Annotated in this window: 21 protein-coding genes; 1 reads left to right on the top strand and 20 read right to left on the bottom strand. The window is 61.0% G+C overall.

The window, feature by feature from the left end:
* Positions 1 to 22: 22 nt before the first annotated feature.
* The 11 genes from murB to V8J81_RS04690 all read right to left on the bottom strand — a co-directional run bounded on the left by murB (position 23) and on the right by V8J81_RS04690 (position 7,076).
* Complete coding sequence (gene murB, locus V8J81_RS04740; RefSeq protein ID WP_368474598.1) at positions 23 to 955, bottom strand: UDP-N-acetylmuramate dehydrogenase; 933 nt, start codon at positions 953 to 955, stop codon at positions 23 to 25.
* Complete coding sequence (locus V8J81_RS04735) at positions 952 to 1,233, bottom strand: hypothetical protein (RefSeq protein WP_368474597.1); 282 nt, start codon at positions 1,231 to 1,233, stop codon at positions 952 to 954. The genes murB and V8J81_RS04735 overlap by 4 nt, the downstream gene beginning before the upstream one ends.
* Positions 1,233 to 1,502, bottom strand: coding sequence for a DUF2484 family protein (locus tag V8J81_RS04730; RefSeq protein WP_368474596.1), 270 nt, complete (start codon positions 1,500 to 1,502; stop codon positions 1,233 to 1,235). Before V8J81_RS04730 ends, V8J81_RS04735 begins: the two co-directional genes overlap by 1 nt.
* Positions 1,502 to 1,744 (bottom strand): DUF2484 family protein, encoded by a 243-nt coding sequence (locus V8J81_RS04725; protein ID WP_368474595.1) that lies wholly within the window; start codon positions 1,742 to 1,744, stop codon positions 1,502 to 1,504. Before V8J81_RS04725 ends, V8J81_RS04730 begins: the two co-directional genes overlap by 1 nt.
* Complete coding sequence (locus tag V8J81_RS04720; protein ID WP_368474594.1) at positions 1,741 to 2,067, bottom strand: hypothetical protein; 327 nt, start codon at positions 2,065 to 2,067, stop codon at positions 1,741 to 1,743. Before V8J81_RS04720 ends, V8J81_RS04725 begins: the two co-directional genes overlap by 4 nt.
* Positions 2,068 to 2,101: 34 nt before the next feature.
* Positions 2,102 to 3,526: a UDP-N-acetylmuramate--L-alanine ligase gene (murC, locus tag V8J81_RS04715; protein ID WP_368474593.1), complete on the bottom strand. Its 1,425-nt coding sequence runs from the start codon at positions 3,524 to 3,526 to the stop codon at positions 2,102 to 2,104.
* An 18-nt stretch (positions 3,527 to 3,544) separates the two neighbouring features.
* Positions 3,545 to 4,639, bottom strand: coding sequence for a UDP-N-acetylglucosamine--N-acetylmuramyl-(pentapeptide) pyrophosphoryl-undecaprenol N-acetylglucosamine transferase (locus V8J81_RS04710; RefSeq protein ID WP_368474592.1), 1,095 nt, complete (start codon positions 4,637 to 4,639; stop codon positions 3,545 to 3,547).
* Positions 4,636 to 5,808, bottom strand: a complete 1,173-nt coding sequence (gene ftsW / locus V8J81_RS04705) for a putative lipid II flippase FtsW (protein WP_368474591.1) — start codon at positions 5,806 to 5,808, stop codon at positions 4,636 to 4,638. Before ftsW ends, V8J81_RS04710 begins: the two co-directional genes overlap by 4 nt.
* Before the next feature lie 124 nt (positions 5,809 to 5,932).
* Positions 5,933 to 6,277, bottom strand: a complete 345-nt coding sequence (locus tag V8J81_RS04700; protein WP_368474590.1) for a hypothetical protein — start codon at positions 6,275 to 6,277, stop codon at positions 5,933 to 5,935.
* 69 nt (positions 6,278 to 6,346) lie between these two features.
* Positions 6,347 to 6,694, bottom strand: a complete 348-nt coding sequence (locus V8J81_RS04695; protein ID WP_368474589.1) for a hypothetical protein — start codon at positions 6,692 to 6,694, stop codon at positions 6,347 to 6,349.
* Between the two features lie 4 nt (positions 6,695 to 6,698).
* The gene (locus V8J81_RS04690) at positions 6,699 to 7,076 is read right to left on the bottom strand and encodes a hypothetical protein (protein WP_368474588.1); all 378 of its coding nucleotides are present in this window, start codon (positions 7,074 to 7,076) and stop codon (positions 6,699 to 6,701) included.
* Positions 7,077 to 7,285: 209 nt separating this feature from the next.
* Here V8J81_RS04690 and V8J81_RS04685 point away from each other — a divergent pair, with 209 nt between their 5' ends.
* Positions 7,286 to 7,678: a hypothetical protein gene (locus V8J81_RS04685; protein WP_368474587.1), complete on the top strand. Its 393-nt coding sequence runs from the start codon at positions 7,286 to 7,288 to the stop codon at positions 7,676 to 7,678.
* On the opposite strand, the gene murD is transcribed toward V8J81_RS04685, so the two are convergent.
* From murD to V8J81_RS04640, 9 genes are read right to left on the bottom strand one after another with little or no spacing between them, the layout of a single operon-like run.
* Positions 7,647 to 9,047 carry a UDP-N-acetylmuramoyl-L-alanine--D-glutamate ligase gene (murD, locus tag V8J81_RS04680; RefSeq protein WP_368474586.1) on the bottom strand — a complete coding sequence of 467 codons (1,401 nt, stop codon included), beginning with the start codon at positions 9,045 to 9,047 and terminating at the stop codon, positions 7,647 to 7,649. The two genes, V8J81_RS04685 and murD, sit on opposite strands and share 32 nt — an antisense overlap.
* Positions 9,044 to 9,325, bottom strand: a complete 282-nt coding sequence (locus V8J81_RS04675; protein WP_368474585.1) for a hypothetical protein — start codon at positions 9,323 to 9,325, stop codon at positions 9,044 to 9,046. The genes murD and V8J81_RS04675 overlap by 4 nt, the downstream gene beginning before the upstream one ends.
* A 46-nt stretch (positions 9,326 to 9,371) precedes the next feature.
* A complete protein-coding gene (mraY, locus tag V8J81_RS04670) occupies positions 9,372 to 10,457 on the bottom strand; it encodes a phospho-N-acetylmuramoyl-pentapeptide-transferase (protein ID WP_368474584.1) in 1,086 nt (361 codons plus the stop codon).
* Between the two features lie 18 nt (positions 10,458 to 10,475).
* Positions 10,476 to 11,879 (bottom strand): UDP-N-acetylmuramoyl-tripeptide--D-alanyl-D-alanine ligase, encoded by a 1,404-nt coding sequence (locus tag V8J81_RS04665; RefSeq protein WP_368474583.1) that lies wholly within the window; start codon positions 11,877 to 11,879, stop codon positions 10,476 to 10,478.
* Positions 11,876 to 13,348 (bottom strand): UDP-N-acetylmuramoyl-L-alanyl-D-glutamate--2,6-diaminopimelate ligase, encoded by a 1,473-nt coding sequence (locus V8J81_RS04660; protein ID WP_368474582.1) that lies wholly within the window; start codon positions 13,346 to 13,348, stop codon positions 11,876 to 11,878. The genes V8J81_RS04665 and V8J81_RS04660 overlap by 4 nt, the downstream gene beginning before the upstream one ends.
* 14 nt (positions 13,349 to 13,362) lie before the next feature.
* Positions 13,363 to 15,144: a peptidoglycan D,D-transpeptidase FtsI family protein gene (locus V8J81_RS04655; RefSeq protein ID WP_368474581.1), complete on the bottom strand. Its 1,782-nt coding sequence runs from the start codon at positions 15,142 to 15,144 to the stop codon at positions 13,363 to 13,365.
* The gene (ftsL, locus tag V8J81_RS04650) at positions 15,141 to 15,500 is read right to left on the bottom strand and encodes a cell division protein FtsL (protein WP_368474580.1); all 360 of its coding nucleotides are present in this window, start codon (positions 15,498 to 15,500) and stop codon (positions 15,141 to 15,143) included. The genes V8J81_RS04655 and ftsL overlap by 4 nt, the downstream gene beginning before the upstream one ends.
* Entirely contained in the window at positions 15,500 to 16,471 is a 972-nt protein-coding gene (rsmH, locus tag V8J81_RS04645; protein ID WP_368474579.1) for a 16S rRNA (cytosine(1402)-N(4))-methyltransferase RsmH, read from the bottom strand. The genes ftsL and rsmH overlap by 1 nt, the downstream gene beginning before the upstream one ends.
* Positions 16,468 to 16,998 carry a division/cell wall cluster transcriptional repressor MraZ gene (locus V8J81_RS04640; protein WP_368474578.1) on the bottom strand — a complete coding sequence of 177 codons (531 nt, stop codon included), beginning with the start codon at positions 16,996 to 16,998 and terminating at the stop codon, positions 16,468 to 16,470. The genes rsmH and V8J81_RS04640 overlap by 4 nt, the downstream gene beginning before the upstream one ends.
* Positions 16,999 to 17,295 lie beyond the last annotated feature (297 nt).

Here is a 17,295-nt window from a genome sequence, read left to right as displayed (position 1 = left end):
CGATTTTCGCGGACCCTTGCTATTATGAATTGCCGGTAGGAACCCCCACCCGCATGATCTCCCACTGTAAATCGATGCCTTGGGTTTCGGAAACCCTTTTTCTGACTTCTTCGCCCAATCCCTCCAAATCTGCGGCAGTTGCGCCACCCTTGTTGATCAGGAAGTTGGAATGCATTTCAGACATTTCGGCCCCGCCCCGCGTCGCACCGCGCATTCCGGCGTTGTCGATGACCTTCCACGCCTTGAGCTCGTGTGTATCATCGGCCTTGCCGGTTGAGCTGAAACCTGCCGGGTTTCGGAACGTGGAGCCTGCCGTCAGCTCCTTTGTGGGTTGGGTCGCGTCGCGCTTTGCGAGTTGTTCATCCATGCGTGCATGAAGCGCTTCGGGTTCAGCCATTGGACCCTCAAGTGTGACTGAGGTCACAACGGCCCCGTCCGGTATGTCCGTTTGACGGTAGTCGAAGGCAATATCGCTGCTTTTGAGCGTGACCCGTGATCCATCCCGCAGAACCGCTTCGGCCGAGACGAAGTGATCGGCGACGTAGCTGCCATAACAGCCCGCATTCATCTTGAGTGCGCCGCCAAGCGAGCCCGGAATGGTGCGGAGAAACGTCAGGTCAACGCCCGCATCAGCCGCGGCCTTCGCAACCCGCGCGTCAAGGGCCGCTGCCCCCGACGTGACTTTGTTGCCATCGACTGCGACATCCATGAACGGTCGCCCCAGCTTGATCGTCACGCCGGGCAATCCGCCATCGCGCACGATGAGGTTTGACCCAACCCCCATTGGAAACACAGGCATTTCAGGGGGAAGCGCCGCAAGGAAGTCGGCGAGATCTTCGACATCTGCGGGTTGAAATAACCATTCGGCTGGACCGCCCACGCGGAGCCAGGTCAAGCCAGACAGATCACGATTCGGCGTCAGGCGGCCGCGCACGTCCGGAATGTCGTGGCTCATTCCGTGCCAGCCCGCGTCACGACAGATCGCACTGCCAAGCCCAAGGCCCCTGCAACAATTGCGCAACCGGCAAACGGAACCAACATCCCGTAAACCACCAGGATAGCATCCACATTGCCGCCATGAGCATCGGACCAAAGGATCGCGGCCGCAATCGTCAACGCACTGGCAGACCATAAAGCCAGAACCATGCGCCGTGTGCCAAGTCGCGCGGTCATGTAACCAGCTGCCATGCCTGCAAGGATTGCGAATCCAATGTAGAGAACAAGGGTATCCATCAGCCTGCTTCGTCCTCCGCCTGCGCAGCGTACAAAGCACGGCGGATGCGCTGACCGTGCCGGATCAGCGGCCAGCGGAGGACCGAGGCACCCGCCAGGAGCAAGACGATGCCCCAGAATGGACCTGTCTGATAGGTGACGAATCCCAGAAGCGGGATGCCTGTCAGGATAAGGACCCAGGCCGCCGGGATATGAAAGCGACGCGGCCCCATGCCGGCGGCACAAGCGATCAACGCCCAGATGCATGCAAGGATCAGCGAAACGGGCATCAAACTGTCCGCCTTGTCAGACGTTTTGCGAAGTAAATCAGCGGATTGCGGAACATCGAACCCACGGCGAACAAAAACAGCGCCACCCAGATAAAGCCGTGGCTGATACCAATGAAGACAAGCAGTGGAACGGACAGGATCAGCAGCGCGATACCGGGCGGAAACTGCATTCGATAAGGCAGCATCGCTGTGAACGCAGAAGCGACGATCCAGAAGCTGGCGAGGATTAACGCGAGGCTCATTCTACGGCCTCCTGCCTGCCCCGGGCGCCGAAAACGGCTCCGAGGATGGCCGAGACCAGTGTTGCAAAGACGAACAAGAACGTCCCTAGCATCAGGTAGCCACCTGCCCCGATGGTGGCATCGCCGGGCATTTCGAACGCCGATCCAGACGTTTCCGGCGTTCCGATCAGCAGCGAAACATGGCCGATGACGTTGGGCAAATTCAGAAGGGCGACGCACCCGACAACAATCCAGCCGGCGCGCGCGCCGAACCTGCGCGACAGTCCGAAAGCCAGAAGGCCCGGAAGCACGGTCAGAATTGTGATCCAGCCGACACCGGGCATCACATCAAACCTCCGCAAACGGACGCGTTCGCTGTCATACGCCAACCACTTTCTTATCCAAGTCCTTCAACCGCTCCGGCAGGCCATTGGCCCAGGCCGAAATGGTGCCCGCACCAAGACACACCACCATGTCACCGGGGCGTGCCTGCTCGCGCACGAGTCGTTCCAGATCATCTTCGTCGATTATGGCACGAGCATGGCGATGCCCGTGGCGGATCATGCCGGCGACAAGATCGTCACGGCTGGCGCCCTCAATCGGGTCCTCTCCAGCGGCATAGACTTCGGCGATGGCCACTACGTCTGCTTCGCTGAAGCAACCGCAAAAATCCTCGAACAGCGAATGCAGACGGCTGTAGCGGTGCGGTTGGTGAACAGCGATTACGCGGCCTTCGCTCGCTTGGCGGGCGGCTTTCAGCACCGCGGCAATCTCAACCGGGTGATGGCCGTAATCGTCGATCACGGTGACCCCACCAACCTCGCCCACTTTCGTAAAGCGTCGGTTCACGCCTTTGAAGCCTGCCAAAGCCTCACGGATTTCATCGGCTTTCATGCCCAGATGACGTGCAACAGCAACGGCAGCCAAGGCGTTGGAGACATTGTGATTTCCCGGCATCGGCAAGCGGCAATTCTCAATCACCATGTCATCTGCGGCCAGCGAAATGTCGAAATGCGCTACGCCGCCCTGATAGGTCAGGTTCATGGCACGCACGTCGGCCTGTGCGTTGAAGCCGAAGGTTACAACGCGGCGGTCGGTGATGCGGCCTACCAGCGTTTGCACGTCGGGGTCATCGGTGCAGCAGACGGCCACGCCGTAGAAGGGGATGTTAGAGACGAAATCGAGGAATCCCTGATGAAGATTCTCCTCCGTCCCCCAGTGTTCCATGTGTTCGGGGTCGATGTTGGTGACGATGGCAATCGTCGCGGGCAAGCGATTGAAGGTGCCGTCGCTTTCGTCGGCCTCAACCACCATCCAGTCGCCCTGCCCCACCCGCGCGTTGGAGCCATAGGCATGGATGATGCCGCCGTTGATCACCGTCGGGTCAACTCCGCCGTGGTCCAGCAGCGTTGCCACAAGGGTTGTCGTGGTGGTTTTCCCGTGCGTCCCTGCGACAGCAATGTTCGACCGCAGGCGCATCAACTCGGCCAGCATCTCGGCCCGCCGCACCACTGGCAGGCCAGCCAAGCGCGCCGCATCAAGCTCCGGATTGCCTGGTTTAATCGCGCTGGAGATCACGACGACCTCTGCGTTTTCAAGGTTTTCGGCCTTTTGCCCGATAAAGATCTGCGCACCCAGGTCCCGCAGTCGCTCCGTGATCTTCGATGGCTTCAGGTCGCTGCCCTGCACCTGGTAGCCATGGTTCAAAAGAACTTCGGCAATCCCCGACATGCCGATCCCGCCAATACCGACAAAGTGGATCGGGCCAAGTTGTGTGGGCAGTTTCGTGGCGGCGGCGTTCATTGGGATATTCCTTGTTGCTCAGGCGCGCTCTTCGACCAGATTTTCTACGAGTGCAACCAGCCTTTCGGTGGCATCAGGCTTCCCAACCGAAAGGGCCGCAATAGCCATTTGGGTGGCGGCCTCAGGCTGGGTCAAAATGGATTTGATAACTTCGGCCAGGGCTTCAGGCGTCATTTGGCTTTCGGGCATCAGCACGGCGGCACCGGCATCGACAGGGCCACGGGCATTGGCGGTCTGTTCATCGCGAACGGCGATGGCCAGCGGCACATAGATCGCCGGGCGACCGACAACGCAAATATCGGCAACAGACGACGCGCCGGAGCGGCAAATCACCAGCTGCGCCTCGGCAAGGCGGGTCGGCATATCGTGCAGGAATGTCTCAACCTCGGCGCGCAAGCCCATCTCATCATAGGCGGTGCGCACACGCTCCACATCTTCTTCGCGGGCCTGCTGGCTGACGCGCAGGTGATGGCGAATATCCTCAGGCAAAAGCGCGACCGCGGCGGGGACAACATCGGACAGGATGCGCGCGCCCTGGCTTCCGCCAAATACAAGCAGGCTCATCGGCCAATCACCGGGGGGCGTGTAAGGCGCCCCTGCCCGCTCTACAATCGCCGCTCGCACCGGGTTTCCCGTGTCGCGCGCATCTGCGCCTTCGGGCATTTCGGTTGGCCAAGTGCCACAGGCCACATGGGCCACGCGTTTGGCGAAAATGCGGTTCACGCGTCCGAGGACACCGTTTTGCTCATGCAACATTCGGGGTCGCCGCGTCAAAACCGCCGCCGCCATCGCCGGGATCGTGGGATAGCCGCCAAATCCCACCACAACATCGGGCTTTTCGCGCCACATCCGGAACGTCGCGCCGAGCACGCCACCGAAGATACGAAAGGGAACAGCCAGCTTGGCCAGCACACCGCCCCGTGCAAATGTAGCGCTTGCCACCTGACGGACCTCGACCGCGTGGGAAAACCCGCCGACATAGCGCGCCCCGCGCGCATCCGTAGAAAGCGTCACGCGCCAGCCCTTCCTCAGCATCACTTCAGACAAGGCCTGAGCCGGGAACATATGCCCGCCAGTACCGCCCGCAGCGATGATGAGGTGCTTTTGCGTCATGCCCGTCCTGATCGTGTCAGAAGATGATCTGCAATATCGCCCTGCGGACGTGTCCGCGTGAACACCAGCAGCATACCGACCGCGATGCCTGTCGCAATCAGGGACGAGCCGCCGTAGCTGACGAACGGCAGGGTCATGCCTTTCGCGGGCAAAAGCCGTACGGCCACGCCCATGTTGATGAAGGCCTGCAAGGCCAGAAGGCTGACAAGCCCGGTGCCTGCAAGGCGCGCGAAAGGATCACGTTCTTTCATCAGGCGGAAATAGCTGCGCAGCGCAATCGTCAGGAACAGGGCTATGATCACAGCGACGAGCACGAAACCGTATTCTTCGGCCGCCACGGCAATGATGAAGTCGGTATGTGCATCCGGAAGGGTCCATTTGACGGAGCCTTCGCCAAGACCGGTGCCAAACAGCCCACCCTCGCGGATCGCGTCGGTGGCAAAGCCAAGCTGCGTGTTCTCACCCACTTCATCGCTCAGGAATCCGTCAATGCGGCGTTGGAAGTGCTCAGATGAGTTATAGGCCAACACGCCCACGCCGACGACGACACCGGCAAGGATCATAAGGATTAGCATGGGCGCGCCAGCAACGAAGTAGATCACGCCCCAGGCAAAGATGATCAGCGCCGCCTGCCCGAAATCGGGCTGCAGCGCAAGGAAGCCGACGATCATTATGGTCACAAAAAGCGAAACGCTTTTGCCCGGCGGCCCCGCAACTTCCTGGCTGGCCGCCATCATCCACGCGGTGAAGACCACAAACATCGGCTTGAGGAATTCGGAAGGCTGCAAGGACGCAAAGCCCAACGAATACCAACGGGTTGCGCCCATTCCGTAGTCGGTGCCGAATACCGGAAGCAAAGCGACCGCAGCGATTGCTGCAAAAAATCCCACGACACCCCAACGCCGCACGGTTGTTGGCGTCATCATGGACACCAGCACCATCACGCTTAGCGCGAGGCCGCCGAACATAGCTTGGCGGATGACGTAGTAAAATGGCTCGTGCCCATTGCGTTCAGCCAGAGGCGGCGAGGCTGCAAAGCCCAACAGTATGCCAATCGCGAAAAGCCCGAAGATACAACCGAGTGTCACCCGATCAATCGTGCTCCACCACCGCGGAATAACCGCGTCGCCCGTGTGCACGATAACCGTGCCGTGCGCCATTTCAGTCATGGATCGCCTGCCTTGCCGATGCGATGTTTGCCACCGCGTGTTCTGCTCAAGCCCGGGTTTTCCCGGGTCTATCCGCTTAGTTTAGCCTGAAATTGCAGGGCTGGCTAGGGAAAGTGTGACAGGCTTACCGGGTAAGCATCACGGCATGCACAGCATTCGGGGAGTGGCTGATATGAAGCGGGTCTCCGATCGTGCTCTGGATGACGCCAGTGGACGGATTGACCACCTGCTGTGACCCTGCCGGAACGTCGCCAGGTGCCGAGGCCGCAGACAAATGGCCTTCCTCAAGCGTCCAATATTCCTGCACCCAACGGGCGGTTGCGCCGCCTGGGAATAACCCGGACCGATTTGCGTCTTGGGACTGAACCTCTTGGGTCGGACAATGATCTGAGAAGCAGGCAATGGCTGGTACCGCTGTGCACAGCGGCACGGCAAAGGTCAGGGCGAGAATGGAAAATGCTTTGGTCATTGGAGATATCTTTCAAAAAAAAGTATTTGGTTGACCGCGCCGCTGAAAAAATTCGGCGCGGCTTTGGCGTCAGTCGAGTCTTTCAATCAGTGAAAACCCCGGCACAACCGGATGGCTGAGCGTGTTTTGCGACCAATCATAGGTGAGGCGGTTCACATGAAGCCGAGCGGGGCCGTTTCCATCAAAGCCTTCGATAAAATGATCCTGAGTGCTGCCGTCCGGCATACGCACGCGGTAGCATTCAGCCAGATCAGCCAATGGGTGAACCATGCAGCCGCCGGGTTCCGCCAAAACCTCAACAACCATGGGGGTCTCGGCGACCACCGGCGGCAAGCCGTCAACGATGGTATCGAGGTACGTATTTGCAAGCGCCGGACCGGACGCAACGAGAGCCGCGATAAGGAACACATGTTTCATCGGATCACTCCCTCACGACCACGAAGTGCAATGGCCAAGCGTCTGTGGCCAACACGCTGCTGGGGTACTCGATCCGCTCCACAATCACCGGCCCGGCACCATTATGCGTGTAGTTGCGGATCACCATACCCTCACGCGTGCCATCGGCGTGAACCACCACAGGACAATCGAGGGCGTTCCAAATACGAGGGCATGTCGTCGCCTCGTCGGTCACATAGACCTCGATCCGGGTACGGCTGATCGGCTCGAAAAACGGCAATGGATTGAACGGATCGTTGAACAAACCTTGCACCGGAATACCCGGAACCGGTGGGCTTTCGGCAGCGACAGGCGCTGCAATGGGCAAAAGAGAAAGAGCCAGGACAGAGAAGATCGTTTTCATAATGGGCCTCCTTTCAGGAGGGTTAAAGATCAATGCCGGGTAGCAAGGGGTGAAGGGGCGCAGCCGGCTTGGGAAGGGTATCGCCCAAGCAGCGCCGTGCGCGACATAGGGACAAACCCCCATATTGATGTGACGTTGATTGTCTCGTGTTGCGCGCATCAAGGCGCCCGCCCCTTGCAACCGAACACGCCGCCCGGCACCTTGATGCAATGACACGACCACCCACCCTGCCCCGCGCGCTCCGCGCAAATGCACTGGCCTCTCTGGTGACAGGGCTTGCGGGTGTATTGATGTCTGCGCCGTTGGCCGAAACCATTGGGCTGATCCACGGCACAACGTATCAGGTCCTCGGTGGGGCGCTGATCGTGCACATGCTCATGCTGATGTGGGCCGCCGGACGTGCGACCATCGCGTGGTGGACACGCGTGAACCTAGTGGGCCTTGCCGCCTATGTGGTCGCGCTGCTGGGGGTGCTCGCGCTCGGCGCAACCGCCACAGTTACAGGCAGTGTCTTACTCGCCGCTGACGCGCTTCTGGTGACGCTTCTCGCAGGCTGGCAATTTCGCGCCCTTAACGCTTCAGCGCCTCAACCTGTGCGATGAAATCTGTGCCCCGCGCCTCAAAGCTATCGTATTGATCGAAACTTGCGGCTGCTGGAGCCAGGAGAACGGTCTCGCCTTCTTCCGCCTCTTCCGCCGCCCGCGCCACGGCCGTGGCCATATCCCCGCAAACTTCGCTCGGGATGTCCCCAAGACGCATGGCAAAGGCCTCTGCCTCGCGCCCGATCACATAAGCTTTGGTCACTGCGTTTGCCGCTTCCCATAGCCCATCAAGGCCGCCTTCCTTCTCCAAGCCGCCGCAGATCCAGCGAATGCGTTTGAACGCACCCAAGGCTTTCGCCGCCGCATCCACGTTCGTGGCCTTGCTGTCGTTCACGAAGGCAACGCCGCCGATCTCTGCCACCCGCTGCGACCGATGCGGCAAGCCCTCGAACGTCTGGAACGCATCCTCGATCACGCGCGGCGCAATGCCCAAGGCGCGCGCCACGCCGTAGGCGCAGGCGGCATTCTGGTGGTTGTGTGCGCCCGGGAGCCCCGGCACACCGCGCAGATCAAGCGACGCGACCTGCCTCCCTTTGCGCACTTCGCTCAGCCAGCCCTTGCGCGTCGAAAGCTCCCAACCCGACGCATCACCGATCTTGCCCGAACGCACCCGGATCACGCGCGGGTCGCTTGGCCCTTCGCTCAATTGCCCGGCCAGATAAGCCCCCTCTGCCTCGTCCACACCGATAATCGCGCGTTCCGGACCGCCTTCTGCGAACAACCTCCGCTTGGCCGCAAAGTAGCCGCCCATCCCGCCATGGCGATCCAGATGATCGGGACTGAGATTGGTGAACACAGCGATGTCCGGGGTCAGCGCACGAGCAAGCTCAGTCTGGTAGGAAGAGAGTTCTAAAACCACCACCCCGCCATCCGCCGGCGGATCAATATCCAACACTCCGCGCCCGATATTCCCGGCCAGTTGCACCTCCGTCCCTGCAGCGTCGAGCACATGCGCAATCAATGCGGACGTCGTGGATTTCCCGTTCGATCCAGTGACGGCCACAACCTTCGGGGGGCTTTCCATCCGGTCCCATTCCGGTGTCGCGAGAGAGCGAAAGAAAAGCCCGATGTCATTGTCGACAGGCACTCCCGCCGCATAAGCCGCCGCAATCGCGCGGTGTGGTGCGGGGTAGAGATGCGGGATGCCAGGAGACGTTATCAAACAGGCAACATCTTCAAACGCGCCGCCCTTCATCGGGTCGCGCAGCACAAACCCCTCTTCCTCGGCACGGGCCCGGCCCGCTTCACCATCATCCCAACACAGGGCCTCTGCCCCGCCGGCCCGCAAGGCGCGCGCCGCTGCCAAGCCCGAGCGGCCCAATCCCAGAACCAGAACCTTGGTCCCATCAAAGCCCAAAACAGGGATCATTGGCCGCTCTCCTTGATCAGGCGGTCACCCGCCACGTACTGCCCGTTCACGCGCACCTCTATCTGGGTGAAGAGGATCGACAGGATATGCATTTCGATGTGCAAATCATCCACCTGCGCCTCTACAAAGGGCTGCGTTTCGTCTAAAGCCAGCTTGCCCATGTTGCGCGCGACCTCAACGCCATCAACAAAAATAGCCGCTCCATTGAACCAAGTGTTCAGGCATTCTACGCGGCGACCCTGAACCTCGGCCCGCACCCATTTATCGAAAAGCGCCATGCGACCTTCGCCCTTCAGTGCCGTGCATTCGCCGAAGATGCCGCGCTCACCGCAATTTCAGCGTCGCCAAGCCAATCAGCGCCAGGATCAGCGAGATGATCCAAAACCGGATCACGATCTGCGGCTCGGCCCATCCGCGCTTTTCATAGTGATGGTGGATCGGCGCCATCAGGAACACGCGCTTTCCGGTGGCTTTGAAATAGGCCACCTGAATGATGACTGATACAGCTTCGGCCACGAACAATCCGCCGACGATGGCCAACACGATCTCATGCTTCGTGGCTACTGCAATGGCGCCCAAGGCCCCGCCCAAAGCGAGCGAGCCAGTATCACCCATGAACACGGCCGCAGGTGGCGCGTTGTACCAAAGGAAACCAAGGCCGCCGCCGATTAGACCAGCGGTGAAAATCAGTAATTCCCCGGTTCCCGGCACGTAATGCACATCTAGATACTCAGTGAAATCGACTCGACCCACGGCATAGGCAATGACCCCAAGCGTGCCTGCCGCGATCATCACCGGCATGATTGCCAGGCCGTCAAGCCCATCGGTCAGGTTCACCGCATTGGCGGAGCCGACAATCACGATCATCGCGAACGGGATGAACAGCCACCCCATGTTCAGAAGCACATCCTTGAACACTGGAAAGGCGAGATGGTTGGAAAGCTCCACCGGGTGCAGCTGCGCGGCAACCAAAGCCGCAGCACAAGCCACCGCAAAGCCCGCAGCCAGGCGGATTTTGCCCGACACACCGGCGGTCGTATTCCGGCTGACCTTCGCCCAATCGTCCGCAAAGCCAATCAGACCGAAACACACCGTAACGCCCAAAACCAGCCAGACATAGGGATTATCCATCCGCGCCCAAAGCAGCGTCGACAGGGTCAAAGCCGCCAAGATCAATAGCCCGCCCATCGTCGGCGTCCCGGCCTTCGTCTCAAGATGGCTGGCAGGGCCGTCTTCACGGATCGGCTGGCCGTGCTGATATTTGCGGCGTAGCATGTTGATCAGCGGACGCCCGAAAATGAAGCCGAAGACCAATGCGGTGAAGAAAGCACCGCCCGCGCGGAAGGTGATGTAGCGAAACAGGTTGAAGAAACCACCGCCGTCCGAAAGGTCACTCAGCCAATACAACATCTAGCGGTTCCTCACCTCTCACGCCTCAACCGATTGCCCGAGTTTGCGCAGCGCGTCAACCACGCGGGACACCTTCGATCCCTTGGATCCCTTAACCAGAACCACGTCTCCAGGGCGCAATTCGCGCACGATCTGTTGGCACATCTCGTCTGCTGTTTCCGTGTGCAGGCCTTGTTTTGCGCCCGGCAATGCGCCGTGCAGATGTGACATCAGCGGCCCGCATGTATGAACTTGCTCCACGTCTTCAATCGCGGGCAGTTCGGCCACCTCGGCGTGCATCGACACTGCGTCATCGCCCAGTTCCAGCATATCGCCCAAAACAGCAATGCGCCGTCCACCACGCGTCGGCTCGATCCCGGCCAAAACCTCTAGCCCTGCCGCAAGCGACGTTGGGTTGGCGTTGAATGCATCGTCTATCAGCTCGATTGCAATGTCGTCCGTGCGGCTCAACGTGATGCGCTCGCGCTGCCCGCGCCCCTCCACGGGCTGCCATTGCGACAAGGCCATGGTGGCTTGCGTCAAATCCGCCCCTGCTGCCGCAACCGTCAGCATGACGCCGACCGCGTTACTGGCATAGTGCCGACCAGCCACCGACAGCTTCGCCAATCGCGCACCGTCCGGCGTGGCCACCCGCATGATCGTGGACTCGTCCGAGACAATCACGTCGCTCAGTTGCAGGTCTGCGCCGTCCGTCTCACCGAAGGTGACAACCTCCGCCGCGTGGGCCTGCCCCGCGGCCAAAAGAATGTCGCGGGTGTCCGCATCAAGCGGCACCACCGCAATCCCACCCGGCTCCAACCCTTCGAATATCGCGCCCTTCTCTGCTGCAATCGCCTCCATCGAGCCGAGGTTCTCCAAATGTGCAGGCGCAATTGTCGTGATCATCGCCACGTGCGGCCGCGCCATCTTGGTCAGCGGCGCAATCTCACCGGCATGGTTCATGCCGATCTCGATGATCGCATAATCCGTGTCCACCGGCATCCGCGCTAGCGTCAGCGGCACACCCCAATGGTTATTGTAGCTGGCCACGGCGGCGTGGATATTTCCCTGCCCTTCCAAAGCCTTGCGCAGCATCTCCTTGGCCGTGGTCTTGCCAACCGAACCGGTGATGGCGATCACCTTCGCCTCTGTCCGCGCGCGCGCGGCGATGCCGAGCCGTTCCAATGCTGGCAGCACCTCGCCGACGATCAGGCACTTTTCCGGGTCCACACCGTTCGGCACATGGGAAACCATCGCCGCCGCCGCGCCGTTCTCGAGCGCCTGCATGACAAATTCGTGCCCATCACGCGCCGCCTCCAATGCGACGAACAGATCCCCCGGCTGCAATGTGCGCGTGTCGATGGAAACGCCGTCCGCCACCCAGTCCGAGGCGACCGCGCCGCCGGTTGCCGCTGCGGCCTCAGCTGCCGTCCAAAGGCTCATACCAACCCCTCCAGCGCAGCCACTGCGACCGAGGCTTGTTCAACATCATCAAAAGGATAGACCACATCGCCCACCTGTTGGCCGGTTTCATGCCCCTTGCCCGCGATCAGAAGCGCGTCGCCCGGCTCCAACATATCCACCCCGCGCAAGATCGCCTCCGCGCGGTCACCGACTTCATTTGCCTCGGGGCAGCCCGAAAGCACTTCCATGCGAATGATCCCCGGCTCTTCGCTGCGCGGATTGTCATCCGTCACGATGCACACATCCGCATTCTCCGCCGCGGCCTTACCCATCAACGGGCGCTTGCCCTTGTCGCGATCCCCACCGGCCCCAAACACAACGATCAGGCGGCCCAGAACATGCGGGCGCAAGGCCTTCAAAGCGACCTCAAGCGAATCCGGCGTGTGGGAGTAATCGACGTAGATCGGCGCACCATGGCTGCGCCGCGCGGCCAATTGCATCCGGCCCCGGACACCTTCCAACTTCGGCAGCACAGCGAACACATCATCCGGGGCCTCGCCGCCAGCAATAACCAGCCCCGCCGCCGTCAACACATTCATCGCTTGGAACGCACCGATCAGGTCCAGCCTTGTCTGCCGCGCCTCCCCCTGCCAGCGGAACAGCACATCCTGCCCGGTCTCATCAATCCGACGCCCGGTGATCTTCAGCGCAGCCTCCGAGTATTGGCCAACACCCAGAACCTCGACGCCACGCGCTGCGCAGGCCTCAGCCACGCGCGGGCCGTATGTGTCGTCCATGTTCACAACCGCCACGCCATCCTCGGGCAAAAGATCGTTGAACAACCGCAGCTTGGCTTGGAAATACGTCTCCATATCGCCGTGATAGTCGAGGTGATCCTGCGTCAGGTTCGTGAACGCCGCCGCCGCCAGCCGCACGCCATCCATGCGCCTTTGGTCGAGCCCATGGGAAGACGCCTCCATCGCCGCATGGGTCACACCGCCAGCCGCCATGTCTGCCAAAACCTTATGCAGGGTCACTGGCTCCGGCGTGGTGTGGATACCGGGCGCCGCAAATGCGCCCTCAACGCCAGTGGTTCCAATATTCACAGCCTCACGCCCCAGCGCTTCCCAGATCTGGCGCGTGAAGCTCGCGACAGACGTCTTTCCGTTGGTTCCCGTCACCGCAACCATGCAGTCCGGCTGACCACCGAAATACAAGGCTGCCGCATGGGCCAAGGCACCTGCCGGGTCTTCCACCACAACCAGGGCCGCATCAGACGCGTCTAGTTCTGCCTTGGCAATCTCAGCCCCAGCCCGGTCGGTCAGAACTGCGCCCGCGCCCATGCGCAGCGCATATTGGATAAATTCGCCACCGTGGACACGTGTGCCGGGCAAAGCCGCGAAAAGATTGCCTTTTTCGACATTGCGGGAGTCAAGAGCAACACCCGTAACGGCAACATCGTCACCACGCGGTGTCAGGCCCAAATCAGAAAGTCGTTTTGCGGCCACCTGCTCAGCCCCCCTCAGTTTGAGGAGTTGGATAGCTGCAAACCAAGGGGATGTTCAATGTCAGGCCGCAAACCCAGAAGCGGGGCGGTGCGGCGGATGATTTCTGCGGCGACGGGAACTGCCGTCCATCCGGCGGTGCGGCGCGGTTGCGGGCCGCTCAGTTCCGCGGCCTCCTGCAAGGTCACGATCAGCACATATTGCGGGTCATTCATCGGGAAGGCGCTGGCGAAGGTGTTCAGGTTGCGGTCCTCGTAATAGCCGCCATTGGGGCGTGGCATGTCGGCCGTGCCCGTCTTGCCGCCCACATGATACCCTTCAACCTCGCCGAAGCTGGCCGTGCCGTCCGTCACGATCGCGCGCAACAGTGCGTTCATCGCAACGCTCGTCGCCTCCGAGATGATGCGTTCGCCGTTCTGCGGCTCCTCTCGGCGTTCTAATGTCGGGATGATTTCCGTCCCGCCATTCACGATGGTGGAATAGGCGGCCGCCAGATGCAACGGACTGGTCGAAATCCCGTGACCATAGCTGATGGTCATGGTTGCCAATTCGCCCCAACGCGGCGGCGTCAGCGGACGGCCGGACGGTGCCTCGACAAGCTCCACGGTCGTCGGCTCCAACAGGTTCAGCGAGGCGAGGAAGTTCTCCTGCCGGGACGCGCCAATCACCCGTGCGATGCGGGCCGTGCCAATGTTGGACGAATGGATCAGAACATCGGCCACCGATTGCTCAGGCCCGTAATTCGAGAAGTCGCGGATCGCAAAACCGGCCATCCGGAGCGGGCCGGTCGTGTCGATCATGTCATAGGGGCTGAACAGGTTCAGCTCCAGTGCTTGCGCGATGGTGAACGTCTTGAAAACGCTTCCCAATTCGTAAACGCCTTGCACGGCACGATTGAACAACGGGCTATCCGCCTGGTCGCCTTCCAACAGCGGGCGGGGCCGCGCGTTGGGGTCGAAATCAGGCAGGCTGGCCATCGAGATAACTTCACCGGTGTGCACATCCATCAGCACCGCAGCAGCACCGCGCGCGTTCATCAGGGCCATGCCGCCGGCCAACACTTCCTCGACCGTCGCCTGCACCGTCAGATCGAGCGACAGCATCAGCGGATCAACCCGGCTCGGGTCACGCAATTCCTCATCGAAATGAGCCTCGACCCCGGCGATCCCGATCACCTCAGCGGCGTTGACAGCCTCTTCGCCAAAGCTTGCGCCGCCCAGTACGTGCGCCGCAATGGAGCCGTTGGGGTAAAGCCGCATTTCACGCGGTCCAAACAGCAAACCGGGCGAGCCGATGTCATGCACCTGCTGCTCTTGCTCGGGTGAAATATAACGTCGCAGCCAGATGAAGCGGCTTTCGCCCGTGAAGCGGCGATACAGATCTTCTGCATCCATCTCAGGGAAGATTTCGGCCAGACCGTCCGCAGCGCGACGCGGATAGATGATATCCTGCGGATGCGCATAAAGCGCATTGGTGGCAAAGTTCGTAGCCAACAGACGCCCATGGCGGTCCGTGATGTCGGCGCGTGTGTTCAGGATTGTCGGACCCTGGCTGATGATGCGCGGCTCAGTCGGCACAGCGGTGGCGAGCGCGGCCATCTTGTAACCCACCGCTCCAAACGCCATCACGAAGCAGGCCGCCACCAGCAACAGGCGGCTTTCGGCCCTTACCCGCAATTTATCACGCTGCGCCTCGTGGCGCAGGCGCAGGTTCTCTTTTTCAACGTTATCTGGGTTTTCGCCGCGCGCACGGGCATCGAGGATGCGGGTCAATGGGCGCAGAGGGATACGAAGGCTCATAGTGGCTCAATCTCCCCTTCCGGTAGCGAAGATGTTCCTTGCAGAAGCTCCGGGGCGACCTCTTCCGGCTCCGGCGGCGGGAACGGGATTTGCGCCACATCGCCGAACTGGTCGGGCGCCAGTGGCAGCAGGCCAAGGCGCTCAAAATTGAACATAGCAAGCTCGCGCAAGCGGTCGGGCCGGTTCAGGTAGGCCCATTCGGCGCGCAGAACGCCCAAACGCTCGTGCTCCGCCGCAATCTGGCGCTGCAAACGGTCCACTTGGCGGTCCGCCATCTGGGTCTGGATTGTCTGGTGGTAAGCCCAATAGCCCAGGCCAATCACGACAATCGCAGCGATGAGGGTGGTCAGGCGCATCAGTTCAACCTCACGTCGGGCAGGCCAAGCTGGCTTGGGTCGATGTCTTGAGCAGGCGCATCAGTGCGCGTGGCGATGCGCAACTTGGCCGAGCGAGCGCGTGGGTTCTGCGCGATTTCCGCATCGCTCGGCGGGATCGCCTTGCGCGGCGTTAGCGTGAAGGCCGGCACCTTGGCATCGGCCTCAGGCGCATAGCGAGAGCCGCCGCCACCGGTGCTGGAGCGCTCTGTCATGAAACGCTTCACGATCCGATCTTCTGAGGAATGGAACGTCACAACGGCCAGCTTGCCACCGGGCTTCAACGCACGCTCAGCGGCCATCAGGCCTTGCGCCAATTGTCCGTATTCATCGTTCACCGCAATGCGGATGGCCTGAAAACTACGCGTCGCCGGATGGCTCTGACCAGGCTTCTTGCGCGGTAGACACTTCTCAACAATCTCAGAAAGTTGCAGGGTGGAGCTAATGCGATGCTTTAACCGCTCTGCCACAATCGCCTTGGCGATCCGGCGCGCCGCGCGTTCTTCGCCGTAGTGGAACAGGATATCGGCCAGCAGCGCCTCGGACGCCTCATTCACAACATCCTCAGCAGACACACCCGTCTGCCCCATCCGCATGTCCAGCGGACCGTCGCGCATAAAGGAAAAGCCACGCTCAGCCAAGTCCAGCTGCATCGACGATACGCCCAGATCAAGCGTCACACCGTCCAGCGGCTCACCCGCCAATTCATCGAGATCAGAGAAGGTGCCTTGGACAAGCCGAAGCCGGTCCCCGTAGGTCCCGGCCCAAACACCTGCCATTTCGAAGGCCAAAGGATCGCGATCCACCCCAATCACCAGATCCGCCCCCCTATCCAGCAATCCACGGGCGTATCCACCAGCGCCGAAGGTTCCGTCCAACCAAACGCCAGTAATCGGGCCCACGTGCTCCAGGATTGCGCCAAGAAGAACGGGAATATGTGGGGCGTCGGTCATGCGTCATCGTCATTCACCGGGGTGGATTTGGGCGGGTTCGCAAGGGAGACGGGGTTGAAGAACTCCTTGCCCTCACCAAGCTTGGACAGCATCGCCGCCAGCTTGTCCTTCGATGCCTCGCTGTCGGCAGGCTTGAGGATGTGGAACTTGGTGCCCTTACCCTGGAACACGGCCTCGCCGTCCAGCGCCAGCTTTTCGCGCGCCGCACCGGGAAGCACGAAGCGGCCCGCATCGTCGACCACGATCTCATCGCAGAGCGAATAGAAGAGGATTTCAAGGACTTCGCGCTCAGCCTCGCCCTCGGGCATGGCCTGAATACGTGCATCGAGATCGTCGTATGCATCGCCCGAGAGGCACTCGACATAATCATAAGCGGGATTGCCGTAAGCAATGTAGAGGCGCGGCGCATCGCCGGGGCCGCAGGCGGCATCCGCGGCCTGCAACGCGCGACGGAACTTGGCCGGGAGCGAGACCCGGCCCTTCCCGTCAACCTTGACGGTGCTTGTTCCTGTAAAGCGCGCGTCCACGTGCTTGCTGCCTCATGTCCCGGGCGCGTCTTCGCGCCACAATTTGGCCAAAGTCTGGCCGTATTTCGTTGCCCGGAAATGGAAACGGCGGTTGAGGAAGCTGCCACTCCTCAACCGCCGCCCTCGTCCCATTTCTGGGGTGTCCGACTGCGCAAACTACCTGGGGGGATGTCTGCTCGCCTGCGCGCCGGATCTCTTTGTTCGGCGTAATGAGATGCCTGTATGAACCTGCCTATTTTTGTTTTTGGTTCAGGTCTTTGCGACCCGTTGTTGTCTCGTTCTGCCGATGACTGTTTG

This window comes from Gymnodinialimonas sp. 202GB13-11 (assembly GCF_040932485.1).
Taxonomy (GTDB): Bacteria; Pseudomonadota; Alphaproteobacteria; order Rhodobacterales; family Rhodobacteraceae; genus Gymnodinialimonas; species Gymnodinialimonas hymeniacidonis.
Note: the sequence above shows the minus strand (reverse complement) of the source record. Positions and strands in the feature narration are given on the sequence as shown.